The following is a 17828-nucleotide window of genomic DNA, read 5'->3' on the forward strand; positions in this document are numbered from 1 at the left end:
CAGGAGCGGTTTCATGATTGCGGGCAGTATGGTGGCACTGGTCACACCCATGGATGCACAAGGGCGTCTTGACTGGGACAGCCTCAGCAAACTCGTGGACTTCCACCTTGAAAACGGCACCCATGCCATTGTCGCGGTCGGTACTACCGGCGAGTCGGCAACCCTCGATGTAGACGAACACATCGCCGTCATCAAGGCCGTGGTCAAGCAGGTCAATGGCCGCATTCCGGTCATCGCCGGTACCGGCGCCAACTCGACCCGCGAAGCCGTAGAACTGACCCGCAACGCCAAAGAGGCCGGCGCCGACGCCTGTCTGCTGGTCGTTCCGTACTACAACAAGCCGACCCAGGAAGGTTTGTACCTGCACTTCAAGCACATTGCTGAAGCGGTCGACATTCCACAGATCCTCTACAACGTTCCTGGCCGCACCTCCTGCGACATGCAGGCCGAGACCGTGATTCGCCTGTCCACTGTGCCGAACATCATCGGTATCAAGGAAGCCACCGGCGACATGAAGCGTGCCAAGGCAATCCTTGATGGCGTGAGCAAGGACTTCATCGTGCTGTCCGGCGATGATCCGACCGCTGTCGAGCTGATCCTGATGGGCGGCAAGGGCAACATCTCCGTCACCGCCAACGTCGCCCCGCGCGAAATGGCTGACCTGTGCGAGGCCGCGCTCAAGGGCGACGCCGAGACTGCACGGGCAATCAACGAAAAATTGATGCCGCTGCACAAGGATCTGTTCATCGAAGCCAACCCGATTCCGGTGAAGTGGGCTTTGGTCGAAATGGGCCTGATGCACGAAGGCATTCGCCTGCCGCTGACCTGGCTGAGCGCACCTTGTCATGAAACGCTTCGCACGGCCCTGCGCCAGTGCAGCGTCCTGGTTTAATTGAGGAAGTACTACGCATGAAGCGATTGGCCGGACTTTCCGCACTTGCCTTGATCATCTCCAGCACCAGTGGCTGCGGATGGGTCTGGGGCCCGGAAGGTTATTTCCGTGACCGCGGTAGTGATTACCTGGAAGCGCAACAGACTGCACCCATGCAAATGCCGCCGGATGTCAGCACCGCCAAACGTCTGGATCCGCTGTTGCCGATCCCGCGTAACGTGGCCGATGACACCGTCAAGGGCGAGTACATCGTTCCTCGTCCGCAGCCGTTGTCGGCAGCGGCTGACGCCAGCGCCTACTCCCTGCAAAAGACCGGTGATTCGCGTTGGATCGTCGCTCAGAACCCGCCGGCCGAAGCTTGGCCTGTGGCCGTGCAGTTCTTCCAGGACAACGGTTTCCGTCTGGACGAACAGCGTCCGCAAACCGGCGAATTCACCACCACCTGGCAGCATTCCGACGAACTGTCCGCCGCGATGGCCAAGCGCCTGAGCGCAGCCGGTGTCGGCGCCGACAGCGAAACCCGCGTGCGGGTCCGCATCGAGCCAGGCGTGCAGCGCAACACCAGTGAAATCTACGTGGTCAGCGCCGAGCGTCCTGCCGGCAGCACCTCCGACGTGGCCTTCACCAACCGTTCGGTCAACACTGGCCTGGACGCGGCACTGGTCGACGACATGCTCGCGAGCATGAGCCGCACCTCGGAGAAGGGCGGTTCGGTTTCCATGCTGGCTTCGCGTGATTCCGATACGCCAAGTCGTGTCAGCCTGAGCGAAGACGGCAGTGGTAACCCTGTCCTGAACGTCGGCACCGATCTGGATCGTGCCTGGTCGAGCGTCGGTCGTGCGTTGGAACAGGGCGAATGGCGCGTGGAAGACATCAACCGCAGCCTCGGTTTGTACTACATCAACCTGTCTGAAAAAGCCGAGAAGAAAGACGAGAAACCTGGTTTCTTCAGCGGCCTGTTCGGCAGCGCGCCGAGCAAGGAAGAAGTTGAAGCCCGTGCCGAGCGTTATCAGGTTCGCCTGAGCAAGGTTGGCGACAACGTTCAGGTCACCGTCGAGAAAAACATCAACACCGTGGCGCCGGCAGACGTGGCGCGCAAAGTGTTGAGCGTGATTCAGGACAACCTGGGCTGATCACATGCGTTTTGCCGTTCTCGGCAGCGGTAGCCAAGGGAACGGCACGCTGATAGCCAGCGCTGACACGTATGTGCTGGTGGATTGTGGTTTCTCCCTGCGGGAAACCGAAAAACGCCTGCTGCGCTTGGGTGTGAACCCTGCGCAGTTGAGCGCGATACTCGTGACCCACGAACATGCCGACCACGTGCATGGCGTGGGTTTACTGTCTCGGCGCTACAATCTGCCTGTCTACCTCAGTCGCGGTACCCTGCGCGGGATGCGCAAACCAATTGAACCGGCTGGTCTTCTGGCCGGCGGCGAGCAACTGCAGATCGGCGCACTGAGCATCGGCGTCATTGCCGTGGCCCATGATGCACAGGAGCCGACGCAATATGTCTTCAGTGATGGTGAGCGGCGTTTTGGCCTGTTGACCGACCTGGGCTCGTATTGCAACAAGGTGCTGGACGGCTATCGGGACCTCGATGCGTTGATGATCGAGGCCAACCATTGCCGTGACATGCTGGCTCGCGGTCACTACCCGTACTTTCTCAAGCAGCGGGTAGGCGGTGAGCTGGGGCATTTGAACAACCATCAGGCGGCATTCCTGGTGTCCGAGTTGGGCTGGCAAGGCCTGCAACACCTGGTCCTGGCCCATCTGAGCAGCAAGAACAACCTGCCGCAGCTGGCCCGGCAATGTTTTGTCGACACCCTCGGGTGCGACCCGGACTGGCTGCAACTGGCCGATCAAGATTCAGGGCTCGACTGGCGACACATCGCCTAGCCCACCTACTTAGCAAGCGGAGCCCATCATGGAAAAACGTGAAGAACTCTACCGCGGCAAAGCCAAATCGGTTTTCAAGACCGACGACGCTGACCGCTTGATCCTGCTGTTTCGCAACGACACTTCGGCGTTCGACGGCAAGCGCATCGAGCAGCTCGACCGCAAAGGCATGGTGAACAACAAGTTCAACGCCTTCATCATGCAGAAACTCGAAGCAGCCGGCGTGCCGACCCAATTCGACAAACTGCTGGGCGACAACGAATGCCTGGTGAAAAAACTCGACATGATCCCGGTCGAGTGCGTCGTGCGTAACTACGCCGCCGGCAGCCTGGTCAAGCGCCTGGGCGTCGAAGAAGGCATGAAGCTCAACCCTTACACCTTCGAACTGTTCCTGAAGGACGACGCCAAGGGCGACCCGTTCATCAACGAATCCCACGTCGTGGCCTTCGGTTGGGGCACCGCCGAGCAACTGGTTCGCATGAAAGAACTGTCGCTCAAGGTCAACGAAGTCCTGAGCAAACTGTTCGACGACGCCGGCCTGCTGCTGGTCGACTTCAAACTGGAATTCGGTGTGTTCTCCGACGGCTCCATCGTCCTGGGCGACGAATTCAGCCCGGACGGCTGCCGTCTGTGGGACAAAGCCACCGGCAAGAAAATGGACAAGGACCGCTTCCGTCAGGGCCTCGGTGACGTCATCGAAGCCTACGAAGAAGTCGCCAATCGTCTGGGCGTACCGCTTTAATCGACGCAAGCATCTGATAGCACGGAAAAATTTCGCTTAGGGGGTTCGCTTCCGGCAAAAGTGTTGTTATGATGCGCGCCGTTGGAGAGATGCCAGAGTGGCCGAATGGGACGGATTCGAAATCCGTTGTACCTTCACCGGTACCTAGGGTTCGAATCCCTATCTCTCCGCCATTATTCAAAATGACTAAGCCCCTGTAATCATTAATGATTACAGGGGCTTTTTCGTTTGTTCGGTTTTTTTTAGGGCATTTTTAGGGCATTTTGATATGCCAATTTGCTTAAAGTACTGATCTCTTTTAGTGACCTTTCGTGCCTGCGTGGCACCTTTTTTAGGATTTGGCAAAAACTGTCACTTTCTGCTGATGTTTTTTCTGGGTAAAGGTGTGCGATAGCTGAGGTTACCTATGCAAGCCTAACCAAAGTTAGCTAGACTCCGCGCATGATTCGCTTCATTCCCGCAACAGGAATGCTCAGAGCGCGTGTGAAACGGATTCACACGATTCTCAGTACCATCAATCTAATTAGTGAATTTCGATGACGCAGACCACCGCTTGGACCACCGAGACGCTTCGTTTCTCTCTCCTAGGAGTTCCTGAGGGTGTAAAGGTGTCTTGGCAATCCATCGTGGGCATGGAGCCAGAATCGGTTACAAATCGTCCAGCACAACAGCTATCCATCCAGGAAGGTCCTTTCGAGGGCGGGCGACTGATCATCACCTCCCACCCTGGTCGGGTTGATATTACGCTGGCAGCATTGCCACATGACCCGACAAGCCATCCAACGTTGGGTGATTTTTCTAGCGTCAGCGCAAAGTTTGAATCTCGGCTGTGCGCCCTTAAATTGCCGACAGTTGCCCGATTGGCAATGGGCGCAATCCTGAATGTTTTTCCCGGTTCAGTGGAAAGAAGTCACGTAATGTTTAAAGAGTTAGTGCCAGAAGTAAGTTTTGGTGCTGATGCCTCTGATCTTATGTTTCAGGTAAACCGAGTTAAGAAGTTTCCAAAAATTAGCGGAATGATAATGAATAGGCTGACCAAATGGTCTCAATTGTTAAGTCAGACTGTTCAATATCAAAATCATGAAGCATTAGGCACAAAGCAGAATCATCTTATTCAGCTTGAATTGGATATAAATACTCACGCCAATTCTAAGCTTCCACATGCTGATGCGTATAAGACTATTATTGCGGCATTCTTCAGTGAAGCTCGACTGTTAGCAGGAGTTGAAGCAAATGCAAATGGATAGTGCACCTTATGTTGTTGAGTCGTCAGTGATGATGGCTCCAATCGAAAGGCGGATCACGGATTTTTATGATTCCAATCGAGCCGCGTTGGTTGTAAGTCCAAGCTCGACTTCTAACTATCCTGCTTACGAGTTGCGTTCTCGGACGGTTTCTTATGGTTCGTCTAGTAAGGATGTCGTCAACGTTGCTGCTGCGCAAAATCAAAGCTTTAATAAAAGTGGCATTCGCGTATTCGACGCAAAAGAAGGATGGATAGTAAACGAGCTTGTCAATGTTCAGGTGAAGTCCCTGACGGGAAACTTGATAGATGCTATACAAGAGCAGCTCGATTCAATTTATGCGGTGGATGCTGCTGCTGTTATTGACCCGGATCAAAGTAGAGTGGCAATCCGAGCTGTTGTAGATGTTGTTGAAGACTACATAAAAGATAAAGATCTCTGGAGCTTGAATGAGCTTTTAGCTTTGGCGGAGCCAGCCTCCATGAGAAGGATTACGAGTGTATCTGTATTGCGTACATCATTCCGAGTACGCGATAAGCTTAGCAACTGGCCTACACTTTATGATCTTGTCTCGGCGCACCTGAAAGAAACGGGGCAGGATCCTGAGCGCGCGTTGCGTGGTTTGTCTCGGCCTAAGGTAGTTCAGATTGCCTGAGGTTAAACTAATTGGAGATGTAGGGTTGTTCGGGGCTGCAATACTACAAACACAAACTCCCGGACAACGGCATGCCGCATTAGTGTTTAAAGATCGTAGTAAGACTCATTTGAGTCTTCTTCATCTTGCATGGCATTACACCTTGAAATGTGACCCGTTCAATGCTCCCTATCGATCAGTGCCTAGTAAGCATTTTGACGATGAAGAGCTTGAGCTATTTGCGGAACACGCATCAAGGTTGTATGACGAAAACATGGCCGGTATTCCATATGGTATGGAATATACGGGGGCGTCTGTCTTTAATGGTAATTTGAGTTTTATTGATTCCCCAGGTGCTGGGTTGACGTGCGCAACTTTTATTTTAGGATTTTTTGATAGTTTGGGGTTTGAGATTCTCGATCTTTCGTCTTGGCAAAGCCGAGAGGATGATACTCAGTGGCAAGCGAGCATTTATGCAGCGCTTGAGCCCCGTCTTACTCCGGAACGCGCTGATTCTCAGCGAAACTTAATCGGTGCAGCTTATAGATTTAGACCGGAAGAGGTGGTTGGCTCTTTTGGGGTTTTTGAGTCTTCCCCCATAAAATTTGCTGATGCTGTAGAAGTCGGGGTTAAGCTACTAGACGAAATGCGTACTAAATGATTCACGGGTGGCTCCTTGTTAAGGAACCACCATGGAATGTTTTCTATGGTCTAAATCCCAACATTTTCGACACGATACCCGCCATGCTCTTGGTGTCCTTCGGTATCCACCTTCCGTAATGCTTTCTCACCATCGTTGTATCAGCATGCCCGAGCTGCCGAGCCACCCATTCAACTGGAACATAGCTCGACAGCATCTGGCTGGCAAAGGTGTTTCGACACTGGTTGGCCCCTCGGTGGCGAACTTCCGCCTTTTTCAGGTGGGCGGTAAACCAGTTGCTCAAAGTCTTGCCGCTCCAGAGCAGACCACTGGTGGAGCTGCGAAATAAAAACCTGACCTTCATCTTCTTTGAGGTGATGTTGTTACGCTGGATCACGGTGATATCAACGGCTGGTGCTTCTTTGGCGGCGGTAACAATCTCCCGCATCAATTCAAGAGCTGGGTCTATCAGTTCGACGACTCGCACCCTGGAGCGTTCTTTGGGGACTTTGAACTCACAAACGACCAGTGCGCGCCGGACTTGCACCAGGCCAGCATCAAGGTCGATATCCCTATCTCTCCGCCATTATTGAATAAGACTAAGCCCCTGTTATCGTTAAAGATTACGGGGGGCTTTTTCGTTTTTTAGGGTTTCTTTAGGGCATTTTTAGGGCAGAAGATTACGTCGCCACACCGCTTTAGGTCGCTCAGAGTCTCAAGGGGAAATACCTTGCGTAGCTATGCCATGTGCCTGCTTGGAGCTGCCAGCAGACTCAGTGATTCTAATTTTCGATTGTTAGCAACAGGCATGGCAAGACTCATCTCTTCGGATACCGCTAGCATCCGCTCAAATGGATTCAATGCTGAAGATTAGCAAAAAAAGAAATATCAACTAAAGTTATTTGTGGATCCTTACCTATCTTGCTGCTTAGGAAACATCAATGGACGTCATATTGTTTTCGTTGATCTTCATCTGTATGTTCGGCTCGGTCGCGTACGGTAAGTCCGAAACTTGTGAGAATGTAACATTTGATATTACATCTACCATTGATTTGGGTGTAGGTGCTAACAACGTATTGCTCGTCGGGGACGTTAATAATGATAAGCGTGAAGATGTATTATTTGAAGTTAATCAGATGAGCCTTGGCTTTCATGGTATGACAATATACATAACTGCAAGCGATGGAAGACCAGGTTCGCCGATAATCGTTAGGACAAATAACAGCTGGCCAAGAGATCGAGGTACTTCCTTTCAAAAACTGGCAAATACGCCTAAAGAAGCAATATTTATTAGTGAAGACATAGGCAATAGCAATTTGCATGTTAACTACTTAGCCAAGAATGCGCCAAATCCACATTTTATTAACATGAATTCGTCCGGGTTAGATATTGGGAATCTTCGGCAAGTCGGAGATTTCAATGACGATGGCTTATTAGACATGTTGATGTACTACGATTCGCCAAAACCTACCGCTGAATTATTATTTGGAAAGGGGGGGGCACAGTTTTATGCTCCGAAGGTCATCGGGGTAGATCTTGCCGAAAAAAGTGTTTTTCAAAATGGAACATCTGCAAGGCTGGATCGATATTTCGGGCCTGATAATCCTGTTGCATTAGCAATTGGTGAGCAATTGCATCATGATCAGGCAAGTGGACAAAATGTTCCTTCCAGACTCCAAGTCTTCGTTTTAGGCGGAGATGGAAAGACACTGGGGTATCCTCAAGTTGAGTGCTATATTCCAAACGAGATGTTATCGTTCATAAAAAATATGGCGCCAATCTATGATAGTTACCGCATACTATCGCATGCGCCCTGGTATCCAGTTTTTGTTACTTCGAAAAGTTCGGATCCAGCGCTTTGCCAAATTGAAAAGATTTCTAATGGGAAAGCAGAGTTCTCCACTCTTGGTGATGTAAATGGTGATGGAATGGATGATATTATTTGGAAGAGCCTTGTGGATCATCAGATATGGTTCGCGCTTAGTAAGGATTCAGTGTCGCCCGGTAAGTGGAAGCAAGGCACGATTGGTGTTGGTGAGGAAGTTTCCAATATCGCATCAGGATTTTTGAATTCTGATAAATACGCGGATTTGGTGCTTAGGACATCTAGTAAATTAATATACATGTCTCCTAGGTGTATTCCATAAGTTTTGCTAAGGAATCAACAAGAGTTTGCTTGGGTGTGATTAACTTCTAAAACCAAGCATTTTAGATACGATCCCAGCCATACTCTTGGTGTCCTTCGGTATCCATCTACCGTAATGCTTTCTTACCATCGTCGTGTCGCTATGTCCTAGCTGCCTGGCTACCCACTCAATGGGTACGTAACTAGATAGCATCTGGCTGGCGAACGTGTGACGACATTGGTTGGCACCTCGGTGGCGGATTTCCGTTTTTTTCAGATGGGCGGTAAACCAATTGCTCAATGTCTTACCACTCCAGAGCAGGCCGCTTGTGGAGCTGCGGAAAAGAAATCTGACTTTCATCTTCTTTGTCGTGATGTTGTCGCGCTGAATGACGGTTATCTCTACGGCGGGTGCTTCCTTGGCATCGGCAACAATCTCGCGCATCAGTTCGAGAGCGGGGTCAATCAGCTCAATGACTCGTACCCTGGAGCGTTCTTTGGGTACTTTGAATTCACCGACGACTAGTGCTCGTCGCACGTGAACCAAGCCGGCCTCAAGGTCGATATCCTCGATGGCAAGCGCGATGAGTTCTGACAGCATGGGCATCAAGACCGCCATGGATCTGGCCAAGGCTGACCCGTGGACGTTGCGGAAAAACTTCAGCGTGGTGATCGAGAAAACCGCCCGGGAGTTAGCTGGTACTGCATGCCTGGAGCTCGACGAGCCGGCCCCGCCCAAGCAGGAGATCTGCTGCAGCCGGATGTTCGGAAAACGCCTCACAGAGCTGGCCCCGATCAAGGAGGCCGTCGCCACTTACATGATGCGCTCTTCGGAAAAACTGCGTGCCCAGAACTCACTGTGCAAGAAGATCCGCGTCAGTATTCGGACCGGCATGTACAACCCAGATGAAGCGAAGTACGCCAATGGTGTAACGGTCGATCTGCCGTACCCCACCGACGATGTGCGTTTACTTATCACAGCGGCGATCGGCGCCCTCGATCATGTTTTCCGACCGGGTTTTAATTACAGCAAGGCTGAAGTACTGCTTTTGAATCTGTGCCAGCCTGGTGAGTACACCGATGATTTATTTGCTGCCTCGCGATCCAATAAGGCAACGCGTGTCATGACGGTGCTCGATCAGATTAACGAGCGTTGGGGACGTGGCACGCTGCGGTCTGCAAGCGTGCCGAGCTGTCCGAATTGGGCAATGCGACGGGAGCTGATGAGTCAGAGCTACACGACAAAGCTCAATCAGCTTTGGTCCGTTCCATGTTTGTAGTTAACGGGAGCTATTTGGAGTTTACGTTGGCCAATGCTTAGCCTCACCCTCTACAAGTTTTAGTAGTTTTATTTCGTTTTTAAAAGATTTTATAAAGTAGGAGTAATTATGAGAGTATGAGGGGCGAGTTTCAAGCCATGCTTTAGGATCCCACCCGCATTCAATAATGTCGGATGCGGAAAAAACAAATTCTAGCGCATCAGTGAATAGCGGCAAAAACTCTTCATAGCTTTTATATTTGAAGTCATCACTTCCATGAACGAAGTAGTTTCGAGTTTTTATCGCTAGAACTAAAACTCGGTCAATTCCGTCTGATATTTGCGGGCAATGACTTTTTACGATTTCTGCTCTATGGAGGACTTTGCTTCGTAGATTGGCTCGTCCCCACCTTTTCATAACTCCAATGGCTGCCGCTCGATCATCAGACTTCGGTAGGGTTTCAAGTATCTTTATGCATTCCTCTCGTGCGGTATTGTATTCCTGAGTTATTTCCTTGTTTGGTAGCGTAGCTTTTGAAGGCAATATATCAAAAGCATTGGCGGCGGATACAAGCCTGTCGGTGTCATAAGAGCGGTTTTTGTTCAAGCCATTTAAATATTGTATTCGCCCAATGCTCCATTCTGGTTCCCTAATAATCCAGTTTTGTAGAACCGCGGAAAACTCATCGGGCCTATGAATTGGGTTTAAGGGGGCGTCATTGGCTCCCTGGAGAGGGGGGGCCGAGATTGATGAGCTGTAACTACAATATATTTCTAAGTGATTATCTGGTAAAGAATCAAGTTTTTTGATTTTTATATCGCTGGTTTTTTGAGTGCGCCCAGCGACAATCGAAAAAAACCTAGCAAAGGTTGATATATTGTCAATTGTTTTATCGAAACTTATAGGGTCATTGAATTTTAAGTTTGCGGTTATATTGTTTTCACACGTTATTCCGGATTTTCCATCGACAGAGAAGCTAGGGCTATGGGTTATAGTTAATGCACCAATCTGGGTGTCACACTTGAATATATCTAATTTCCCGGTCCAATAGAAGACATGTGGAGTCTCTGATATTTCAGGTGGTGAAAATTCGTAATTGAGATTGGTGGTTTGTTTAATGGTTTCGTGGTTTTTGGTTAACAGAGCTTTTAACTGGTTTTCGGTGCTAAATAAATGTCCAAATGCGCTGCGATCATTAAATAATGTTGGAAGGTCGTTTGTCGTAAAACATACTTCGGTTATTGTGTTTTCGGTGTTGTTAAGTGTTGTGTAACCTATTGATGCGTAATGAGGAAAAACAGAGGCAGTGTATTCAATTCCGCCATGGTGGTAATCGTGTTGTGACCCTGCCTCGATGCACTGTAAGCATGAGATGACTTTATGGTCGAAGCCGATTCCCGTTAAAATATGAAAATCCGAGAGGGGAGGTATGGGTGATTTGCTTTTGAATGTTATTAACGTGTCTTCTCCATTAAGCTTTAGCGTGCCGAAAATTTCTTGGTCAAGTATGTTGAAGAAGCCATTTATTTCTTTTGAGTTAGCGTCCATTTGAAGGTCCTGTACGAACTGTGCCTAGCGATACTTCGACAGCTTGTAGGTGGATTTTTATTAGGGATGACATGCACAACTTATCTGCTCCACGCTCAGTATAGTGAATTCCCACTTCCTGTCGGGGCTGGCGAGGGTGTTGTTAATGAGAGATTTCAGATTTCCCAGTTGGGAGAATTTTATTGTCGACATCAACTCAAATACCTTTTGTATCTCGCTGGTATCTGGTCCGCGCGGTATTCCGCTCGGTGTTCCGAAAGTGACGCGTACAGTTTCACCGCTCACTAGAATTGCTGTTACTTCCTTAGCGCGGAGTTCTACCGGGGGTGACGTGACAACAATGCTGATGATTTCTGCGTTCTTTGCGCCAAAGTTAGATTTTAGCATGCTGCAAAATGCAAATTGCACATTTACATCGGAGGTTAGCGCTAACAAGGTTGTCTGTATTCCGTATTTGTCGGAATGGAAAAATGCTAAAATCGAGCCTGGAATATTTACTGTTATTGTTGGTGTGTTAAGCCAAGTCACGCGTACAGTGATTGTCACTCCCGTGCCGTCACTCAAGACAACACCTGTACTATCAATTTTTTCAATTGCCATTTTTACGTCCTTTGTAGGATTATTCGGAGGGGGTTGCAGGGATTGCTAACGATTGGTGGCCAGATAAGCAGTCTGCGAGCAGGTGTGCATATGTGACGAGAACTTTTATTATTTCCTCAAGCGTATCGTTATAAGAAAATGGTATGTCTGGATGGCCGGCTCGTTCGAGGAGTTTTATAAGGTTGTCGTTACTTGGGTGTATGTAGGAGTTTATGGTATTTCTATACCGCTCTTTCTCAGGCGTGTTGATGTTGGACTCGTTTAAAGTCTTCTCAATAAATTTTTCTTTGTTGTCGATTTTACCGTTATTGTGAACTATTGCATGTCGAAGCTTTTCTATAAAGGTAATAGCAAACCTAAAATTGACATTCTGGCAGTTGGTTTTTTCTAGTTTTTCGAGGTCGCTGAGCTTTTTCCTGAATTGGATTAATATTGACGATGGTTTGTTTTTCTTTTTTTCTTTTGTATAATTCAGGTGCCATTCTTTATCTAATGTATAAATTTCGTGGAGTGTAAGTGCTCCATAGTCGGATAGAGGCCAGAAATTTTTGTCGCGGAATCCTATGTCGGCGTAAAGCTCTTCAATGTAGTCTTCGAAGATCTCGTAAGCCTCAGCTAATATCCATTGGTACTGCTTGTTTCTATGCTGTAATTCAAAATTTATTTGGTCGTCTATATTTTGAGTTTTCTTCCCGTACGAGAGTAGTTCGTTGGTTTTTGCAGAATAGAAGAACATCCTATTTATTGACCTTGGAATGTTCTCGTAAGGGCTGTCTTGTAAGGATTCTCTTTTTTTTGCCTCATGTAAGTTTTCAAGATTTTTGTCGCTGTTGGAGCGGGCAGCGCGCTGCAGTAGAATCAATTCAGAGATTTTAGTGCAGAAGTTGTTAAATATTTTTTGGGGGGGCATTTGAACTCCTATCCTTAGGCTTCGTGCCAGTTCGGATGCGTAGTTACTATCGAACAATGCTTCTGTCCTTTGACTGCCACTGACAGTTAACTGACCGTTACCATAACATTCCCCTGCCTCGAAACTTCATTGCGAGGGCTGTTATTTTTTTTTGCCAATTTCCAGAAAGGCAGTCAGGTACTGATCGAGAATTCCGGTGTGCTCTAACATTCGAAAAGAATTTCTATGAGCAGCATTTTTTTCATGGGCTTCAGTGATACTGCACCATGAGCATTGCTTCAAATCAAAATTTATTTTTGGTTCTTTGCACGATTCACATCTTTCATTATGCGGAACTATTTCTTTGCCATTAAAGATGTAAGTTTTATTTTCGCCATCTAGGAAAAACGGGGTTGTGGTGCTTTTGCCGATGCGCTTCTCGTAATAATTGCATCCTACTATTTGTGAAATTTCTTTTATCTTGTCCTTCAAGGGTTGTGCTGCTTTTGCGCCTACAATTAAGGATGTTACGAAGTTTGCAGGGAAGTAAAGAAGCGTTAGGGTTTCGTTGATTTTATCGATGTTTTTTTCGTTAACGATGAGGCGTCTTTCCTGCTCGTAGCTCCAGCACGTTTGTTTGGAGAAATAGGCGGAGCTTCCAATCGCTTGCTGTAGCCATCCTATATGCCTCGGTTTAGATACTACATATGCACGATCAAGCATGCCCTGCATCCCTTCGTGAGGGCTGTCTCGGTAATCAATGTTTCCAAAGCTTGGGTCTGAGTTTTTTGATTCGAGCCACTCGTCAAGTGCAGCTTCATTTATTTGGGCGACAAAGCCCTGAGAATTTGATGCGTAATGAGCCCACATTGGAGTGATTAATGGAGACTTTGAAAAGCAGGTAACTGGCTGTTGAGTTACCATTGAGATCATCTCGTTGTAATATGCGAGAATTTCAGGGCCTTGATTGTAGTCGATGGTTAAAAAAAATTCGAATGGATCATTATAATCTTTCAAGTAGGAAAGCTTTAAGCTACATGTTCCATCTGCTAGCAAAAATTTGTCAGCTATTTCCGGGCCCATGTATTTATATAAATTGTTATTGTCTTCCATGATCAAGTTACCTCGGCTAAGCATGTGATGTGTTTATTGGCGAAGGCAGAATGCCATCCTTAAGCACCTGACTGGAAGAAAAATTAAATTTGGGAGGGGTATGGGGGTGAGGGGTGGTACAAAAATGGCAGGCGAATTTTATTCTTAATATTGCGCATCATTAGGGTTGCCGGCTGCCACCGGAAGCCGTCGATTCGATTAAGGCAGATTCTGTTAGGGGGGAAGGTTTAGGGCAAAATTAGGGCAAATACAGGGCCGCGATAGGCCGCAGCACGCCACAGGCAGAGGTCGAAAACGCCGTATTTGATGGTCTGGAGCGGTCCTCAGAGATTCATGAAGGGGTTCGAATCCCTATCTCTCCGCCATTATTGAATAAGACTAAGCCACTGAAATTGTTAAAGATTTCAGGGGCTTTTTCGTTTCTGGCATTTCGTTCAGGTATCGCTTTTTGCTATCGAAGCTGAACTCTCGCCTGGATCACCCACAACCCCAGCAAAGTCAGAACAGCAAAGCCCCCGCCCATCAAGAAAGTGCCTTGGAAGCCTACCGTGTCCCACAACGCCCCAGCGATGACGCTGGCCAGCAGCAAGGCCAACCCGGTCAACAGATTGAACATGCCAAATGCCGTCCTGCGCAGTTCAGCCGGCGCGCAATCGGCGATCAGGGCGGCGAATATCCCTTGGGTAAACCCCATGTGCAGCCCCCATAGAACGACGCCAACGACCAGGCCACCGATACCCGGCGCGAATGCCAGAGTCAGGTCGGCAGCAATCAGCAATACCAGCCCTGCGCCGAGCACCGCTACGCGGCTGACACGATCAGACAAAGCCCCGGCGGGATAGGCTGACAGTGAGTACGCCACCCCCATCAGGACAAGCACCGCTGGCGCCCACATCGGCGCCAGCCCGACAGCCTGACCGCGCAGAATCAGAAAGGCTTCGCTGAAACGCGCCAGGGTGAATACCGCAGCGACACCCACCACCCACCAGTAGCCAGCACCCAGTCGGGCTAATTCCCGCCGGCTCAAAGGCGCACGCACCCGGCGCGTCCCTTCCACTTGTTTGGGCTCATGAACGAACACCAGCAGCACCGCGACGGCAAGGAAGGCCGGGATGACGGCCACCCAGAACACCGTCTGGAAGTGGTTCGCGGTTAGCCACATCAATCCGATCGCCAGCAACGGTCCCAGGAATGCACCCACGGTATCCAGAGTTTGCCGCAGGCCGAAAGCTGCCCCCCGTATCTCGGGCGGCGTGATGTCGGCCACCAACGCATCGCGCGGGGCGCCGCGAATACCTTTGCCAATGCGGTCGATAAAACGCGCCCCGATCAGCCAGTCCAGCGAGCCCGCCAAAGGAAAGATCGGTTTGGACAGTGCCCCCAATCCATAGCCCAGCGCCGCGAGCAGTTTGCGCTTGCCCAATCGATCGCTGAGTGCCCCGGAGAATACCTTGGTGATCGAGGCCGTAGCCTCGGCTATGCCTTCGATGAGACCCACGGCCAGAACGGAGGTACCCAGTACGGTGACCATATAGAGCGGCAACAATGCATGGATCATCTCTGAGGAGATGTCCATCAGCATCGAGACGAAGCCCAATGCCCAGATGCCGCCAGGCATGGTGCGCCAAACGTTGCCGGTTGACGCCTTCTCGGTTGGCGCAGTAGTCGAAGTGCCACCCGACTTGTCAGTGGTTTTCATCATGAGCCTCGAAAGCCTGTTTGGCGTAGACATCTAATAGCGCCTCGCACCCCTGCAGCCGTGTTGCCGTTACCTGCGCCAACATACGCTGTATCAACGAGTGATTTCGATCAAACAGTTGCGCAATGTCTCTGGCTTTCGGTGTAACCCTGGTCATTAGCTATCATGCAATACAGGGCAAATCACCGGATGACGGGGGAGTGCATGAACAGATGGCGACGGATTTGGGTGTTTGTGAAGCTGGTGGCAGCATTTGCGGCTTGCCTGGCCGTTGCTGTTCAGGCTTTTAGCTACATGTTGGAAAGTCCCGACGCAGAGCAAATGCACCCTTTGAGCATTGTGGTTGTCGGACTGATCTTTGGCTTCATCACCTATGGAATCCTTTCACTGATTGAAAGGGCTGTGCGGGGTTTCCTGCCCCATCGTGCCCCAGTCACCACCACGGTAGCGGCTCAACCTCAAACAGAACTTGAGGAAGATGCCGTGCTGATGGAAGAACAGCCTTTGGTCCTGTCAGCTGACGATTCAACTCAGCAGAAAAATCAGTGAACAGTCTGTATGGCATGGATTACCGGGCGATCACCAAAGGCTCGAATCAGAGTTTTTGCGTCGGACCAGACAGCACCGCAGCGTAAGAAAAATATGCATCTTCAAGGGAAAAGTTACTCAACGCAGTCACCCAATTTACCGCCCCCCGAATCTATTGGTCGTCCCGCCAATCAAGGCTGGATCTGCGCAACATCCCCTGACATTGAAAGACCCTGCTGCAAAAAATCCTCATCTACTCTCGTTTCGCAGATCACTGATCTGCCGTCATCAGCAATCGCAAGGAGCGAGCAATGTATTTTGAGATTTACAGGCAAACCCGTGGCATCGCACAGACCGGCAAAGGCCAATGGCGGTGGCGTTTGAGGGCGGGAAACCATGAAACGATTGCCAGCGGGGAGGCTTACGTCAATAAGTCTGATTGTGTGCATGCCATCAGTTTGATTCAAGGGACCCACGATCAGACCCCGGTCAAGGAAATCTAGGCTTCAGGTGGTGAAGCTGCTCGGTCAGAGCAGCTTCGTTTCAACGGGCGGTCTTACGGTTGTGAGTGCCGCTGCCTGAATCCGAATTAAGCGCAAACTGCTGAGTCGCATAGACGCCGATTGCGACACCTACCTAAACTGTCATCAGATTTGGGAGCGGGGTCAGTGGATGAATCGTAACGAACTACGCAAGGCCGACATCAACCTGATGGTGGTGTTTGAAACGCTGATGCTCGAACGTAACGTCACCCGGGTGGCGGAAAAGTTGTTTCTCGGTCAGCCGACCATCAGTTCGGCACTCAATCGCTTGCGCACGATGTTCAACGACCCGCTGTTCATTCGTGTCGGGCATCGTATGGAGCCGACGGCGCGGGCCGAGGAGATTATTCTGCACCTGTCGCCGGCGCTGGATTCGTTGTCGGTGGCGTTGAGCCTGACCCATGATTTCGACCCCGCCAGCAGCACCATGACCTTTCGTATCGGGCTGTCGGACGATGTCGAGTTTGGCCTGCTGCCGCCGTTGCTGCGTGCCCTGCGCCAGGAAGCACCCAAGGTGGTGTTCGTGGTGCAGCATGTCGATTACTGGCGGATTCCGGATTTGCTGGCGTCGGGCGACATCACGGTGGGTATCAGCCAGACTCGCGGGCTGCCGGCCAACGCCAAGCGCAAGTTGTTGCGACACATCCTGCCCTGCATTTTGCGCGCGGACGCATCGGACACACCGTTGACGCTCGATGAATATTGCGCGCGACCGCACGTGCTGGTTTCCCACACCGCCAATGTCAGTGGTTACGCCGATGAGTGGCTGGCGGAGATTGGTCGTACGCGCCAAGTCGTCCTTTCCGTGCCGCAATACAGCTCGTTACCGGCCTTGCTAGCCGGGACCGATCTGATCGCCAGTCTGCCGGATTACGCCGCCGAAGCGATGGCCGCGTCTGGCCAGCTGTTCAAGGAACTGTTCCCGTTCAAGGCGCCGACCCTGGATCTGTCGATGGTCTGGCTCAGTCATGTCGATACGGACCCCGCCGAGCGCTGGTTGAGGTCGAGGCTGGAGGCGTTCATGAGTGAACGCGCGCTTTTACCGCCCGAGTGAGTAGGGCGATGCTGTGTTATATGTACGACCTTTCTGCCCACTTTCAGGAGCTCAGTCATGCCTCACCTGCACATGGAATACACCGCCAACCTGCCCGAGCTCAATGCCGACGTGGCGTTGATCCGGCTCAACAATGCGTTGGTGGCTTCCGGTCAGTTTGCTGCCGAATACGACATCAAGAGCCGAGCGGTGAAGGTTGAGACGTTCAAGGTCGGCACGGTGTCAGGTGAGCGAGCTTTTGTGCATGTGAAACTGGCACTGTTGAGCGGTCGCTCACCGCAGATCAAGCAGCAGTTGTCCGAAAGCTTGCTGGCCGTGGTGCAGGACCTGTGTGATTGGCCGACGGATATTGAAGTCCAGCTGGCCGTGGAAATCCTCGACATCGATCGAGAGTCCTACACCAAGATTGCCATCAGCCACTGA

General features: G+C 50.5%; 19 protein-coding genes, 1 tRNA gene and 1 pseudogene. 14 read left to right on the top strand and 7 right to left on the bottom strand.

Annotated features, from left to right (window positions below):
* Positions 1-13 precede the first annotated feature (13 nt).
* The 8 genes from dapA (at position 14) to ACYZTZ_RS04220 (ending at position 6069) form a co-directional block, all read left to right on the top strand.
* A complete protein-coding gene (gene dapA / locus ACYZTZ_RS04185) occupies positions 14-892 on the top strand; it encodes a 4-hydroxy-tetrahydrodipicolinate synthase (protein ID WP_046046122.1) in 879 nt (292 codons plus the stop codon).
* A 17-nt stretch (positions 893-909) separates the two neighbouring features.
* Positions 910-2025 carry an outer membrane protein assembly factor BamC gene (gene bamC / locus ACYZTZ_RS04190; RefSeq protein ID WP_461997312.1) on the top strand — a complete coding sequence of 372 codons (1116 nt, stop codon included), beginning with the start codon at positions 910-912 and terminating at the stop codon, positions 2023-2025.
* 4 nt (positions 2026-2029) lie between these two features.
* The gene (locus tag ACYZTZ_RS04195) at positions 2030-2788 is read left to right on the top strand and encodes an MBL fold metallo-hydrolase (RefSeq protein ID WP_008034928.1); all 759 of its coding nucleotides are present in this window, start codon (positions 2030-2032) and stop codon (positions 2786-2788) included.
* A gap of 28 nt (positions 2789-2816) precedes the next feature.
* Positions 2817-3530, top strand: coding sequence for a phosphoribosylaminoimidazolesuccinocarboxamide synthase (gene purC, locus ACYZTZ_RS04200; RefSeq protein ID WP_008034929.1), 714 nt, complete (start codon positions 2817-2819; stop codon positions 3528-3530).
* A gap of 83 nt (positions 3531-3613) precedes the next feature.
* Positions 3614-3703 (top strand) — tRNA-Ser (locus tag ACYZTZ_RS04205).
* Between the two features lie 363 nt (positions 3704-4066).
* On the top strand, positions 4067-4777 hold the full coding sequence (locus tag ACYZTZ_RS04210) for a hypothetical protein (RefSeq protein ID WP_461997313.1): 711 nt from the start codon (positions 4067-4069) through the stop codon (positions 4775-4777).
* The gene (locus ACYZTZ_RS04215; RefSeq protein ID WP_461997314.1) at positions 4764-5429 is read left to right on the top strand and encodes a hypothetical protein; all 666 of its coding nucleotides are present in this window, start codon (positions 4764-4766) and stop codon (positions 5427-5429) included. Before ACYZTZ_RS04210 ends, ACYZTZ_RS04215 begins: the two co-directional genes overlap by 14 nt.
* Entirely contained in the window at positions 5422-6069 is a 648-nt protein-coding gene (locus ACYZTZ_RS04220; RefSeq protein ID WP_461997315.1) for a hypothetical protein, read from the top strand. Before ACYZTZ_RS04215 ends, ACYZTZ_RS04220 begins: the two co-directional genes overlap by 8 nt.
* Positions 6070-6112: 43 nt before the next feature.
* Here the strand turns inward: ACYZTZ_RS04220 and ACYZTZ_RS04225 are convergent, their stop codons facing one another.
* The gene (locus tag ACYZTZ_RS04225) at positions 6113-6616 is read right to left on the bottom strand and encodes a tyrosine-type recombinase/integrase (protein ID WP_462000638.1); all 504 of its coding nucleotides are present in this window, start codon (positions 6614-6616) and stop codon (positions 6113-6115) included.
* 373 nt (positions 6617-6989) lie between these two features.
* On the opposite strand from ACYZTZ_RS04225, the gene ACYZTZ_RS04230 reads away from it, so the two are divergent.
* Positions 6990-8195: a hypothetical protein gene (locus ACYZTZ_RS04230; RefSeq protein ID WP_461997316.1), complete on the top strand. Its 1206-nt coding sequence runs from the start codon at positions 6990-6992 to the stop codon at positions 8193-8195.
* 39 nt (positions 8196-8234) lie between these two features.
* On the opposite strand, the gene ACYZTZ_RS04235 is transcribed toward ACYZTZ_RS04230, so the two are convergent.
* On the bottom strand, positions 8235-8792 hold the full coding sequence (locus ACYZTZ_RS04235; protein ID WP_461997317.1) for a site-specific integrase: 558 nt from the start codon (positions 8790-8792) through the stop codon (positions 8235-8237).
* Between ACYZTZ_RS04235 and ACYZTZ_RS04240 the strand changes: the two are divergent.
* Positions 8767-9453 (top strand): annotated as a pseudogene (locus ACYZTZ_RS04240) (DUF4113 domain-containing protein); the annotation flags it as partial. The gene ACYZTZ_RS04235 and the pseudogene ACYZTZ_RS04240 sit on opposite strands and share 26 nt — an antisense overlap.
* Positions 9454-9474: 21 nt before the next feature.
* On the opposite strand, the gene ACYZTZ_RS04245 reads toward ACYZTZ_RS04240, so the two are convergent.
* The 5 genes from ACYZTZ_RS04245 to ACYZTZ_RS04265 form a co-directional block, all read right to left on the bottom strand.
* Positions 9475-10980, bottom strand: coding sequence for an ApeA N-terminal domain 1-containing protein (locus ACYZTZ_RS04245; RefSeq protein WP_461997318.1), 1506 nt, complete (start codon positions 10978-10980; stop codon positions 9475-9477).
* A 60-nt stretch (positions 10981-11040) separates the two neighbouring features.
* Positions 11041-11580: a hypothetical protein gene (locus ACYZTZ_RS04250; protein ID WP_461997319.1), complete on the bottom strand. Its 540-nt coding sequence runs from the start codon at positions 11578-11580 to the stop codon at positions 11041-11043.
* Positions 11581-11599: 19 nt separating this feature from the next.
* Entirely contained in the window at positions 11600-12490 is an 891-nt protein-coding gene (locus ACYZTZ_RS04255; RefSeq protein WP_461997320.1) for a hypothetical protein, read from the bottom strand.
* A 141-nt stretch (positions 12491-12631) separates the two neighbouring features.
* Positions 12632-13582 (bottom strand): DUF2971 domain-containing protein, encoded by a 951-nt coding sequence (locus ACYZTZ_RS04260; RefSeq protein WP_461997321.1) that lies wholly within the window; start codon positions 13580-13582, stop codon positions 12632-12634.
* Positions 13583-14033: 451 nt separating this feature from the next.
* The gene (locus tag ACYZTZ_RS04265) at positions 14034-15281 is read right to left on the bottom strand and encodes an MFS transporter (protein ID WP_461997322.1); all 1248 of its coding nucleotides are present in this window, start codon (positions 15279-15281) and stop codon (positions 14034-14036) included.
* A 204-nt stretch (positions 15282-15485) separates the two neighbouring features.
* Between ACYZTZ_RS04265 and ACYZTZ_RS04270 the strand changes: the two genes are divergently transcribed.
* The 4 genes from ACYZTZ_RS04270 to ACYZTZ_RS04285 all read left to right on the top strand — a co-directional run bounded on the left by ACYZTZ_RS04270 (position 15486) and on the right by ACYZTZ_RS04285 (position 17828).
* Positions 15486-15830 carry a hypothetical protein gene (locus ACYZTZ_RS04270; protein ID WP_461997323.1) on the top strand — a complete coding sequence of 115 codons (345 nt, stop codon included), beginning with the start codon at positions 15486-15488 and terminating at the stop codon, positions 15828-15830.
* 290 nt (positions 15831-16120) lie between these two features.
* Positions 16121-16312, top strand: a complete 192-nt coding sequence (locus ACYZTZ_RS04275) for a YegP family protein (RefSeq protein WP_056742545.1) — start codon at positions 16121-16123, stop codon at positions 16310-16312.
* Positions 16313-16481: 169 nt separating this feature from the next.
* Positions 16482-17405 (top strand): LysR substrate-binding domain-containing protein, encoded by a 924-nt coding sequence (locus ACYZTZ_RS04280; RefSeq protein WP_461997324.1) that lies wholly within the window; start codon positions 16482-16484, stop codon positions 17403-17405.
* 57 nt (positions 17406-17462) lie between these two features.
* Entirely contained in the window at positions 17463-17828 is a 366-nt protein-coding gene (locus ACYZTZ_RS04285) for a 5-carboxymethyl-2-hydroxymuconate Delta-isomerase (protein ID WP_461997325.1), read from the top strand.

The organism is Pseudomonas sp. LB3P58 (assembly GCF_054897895.1).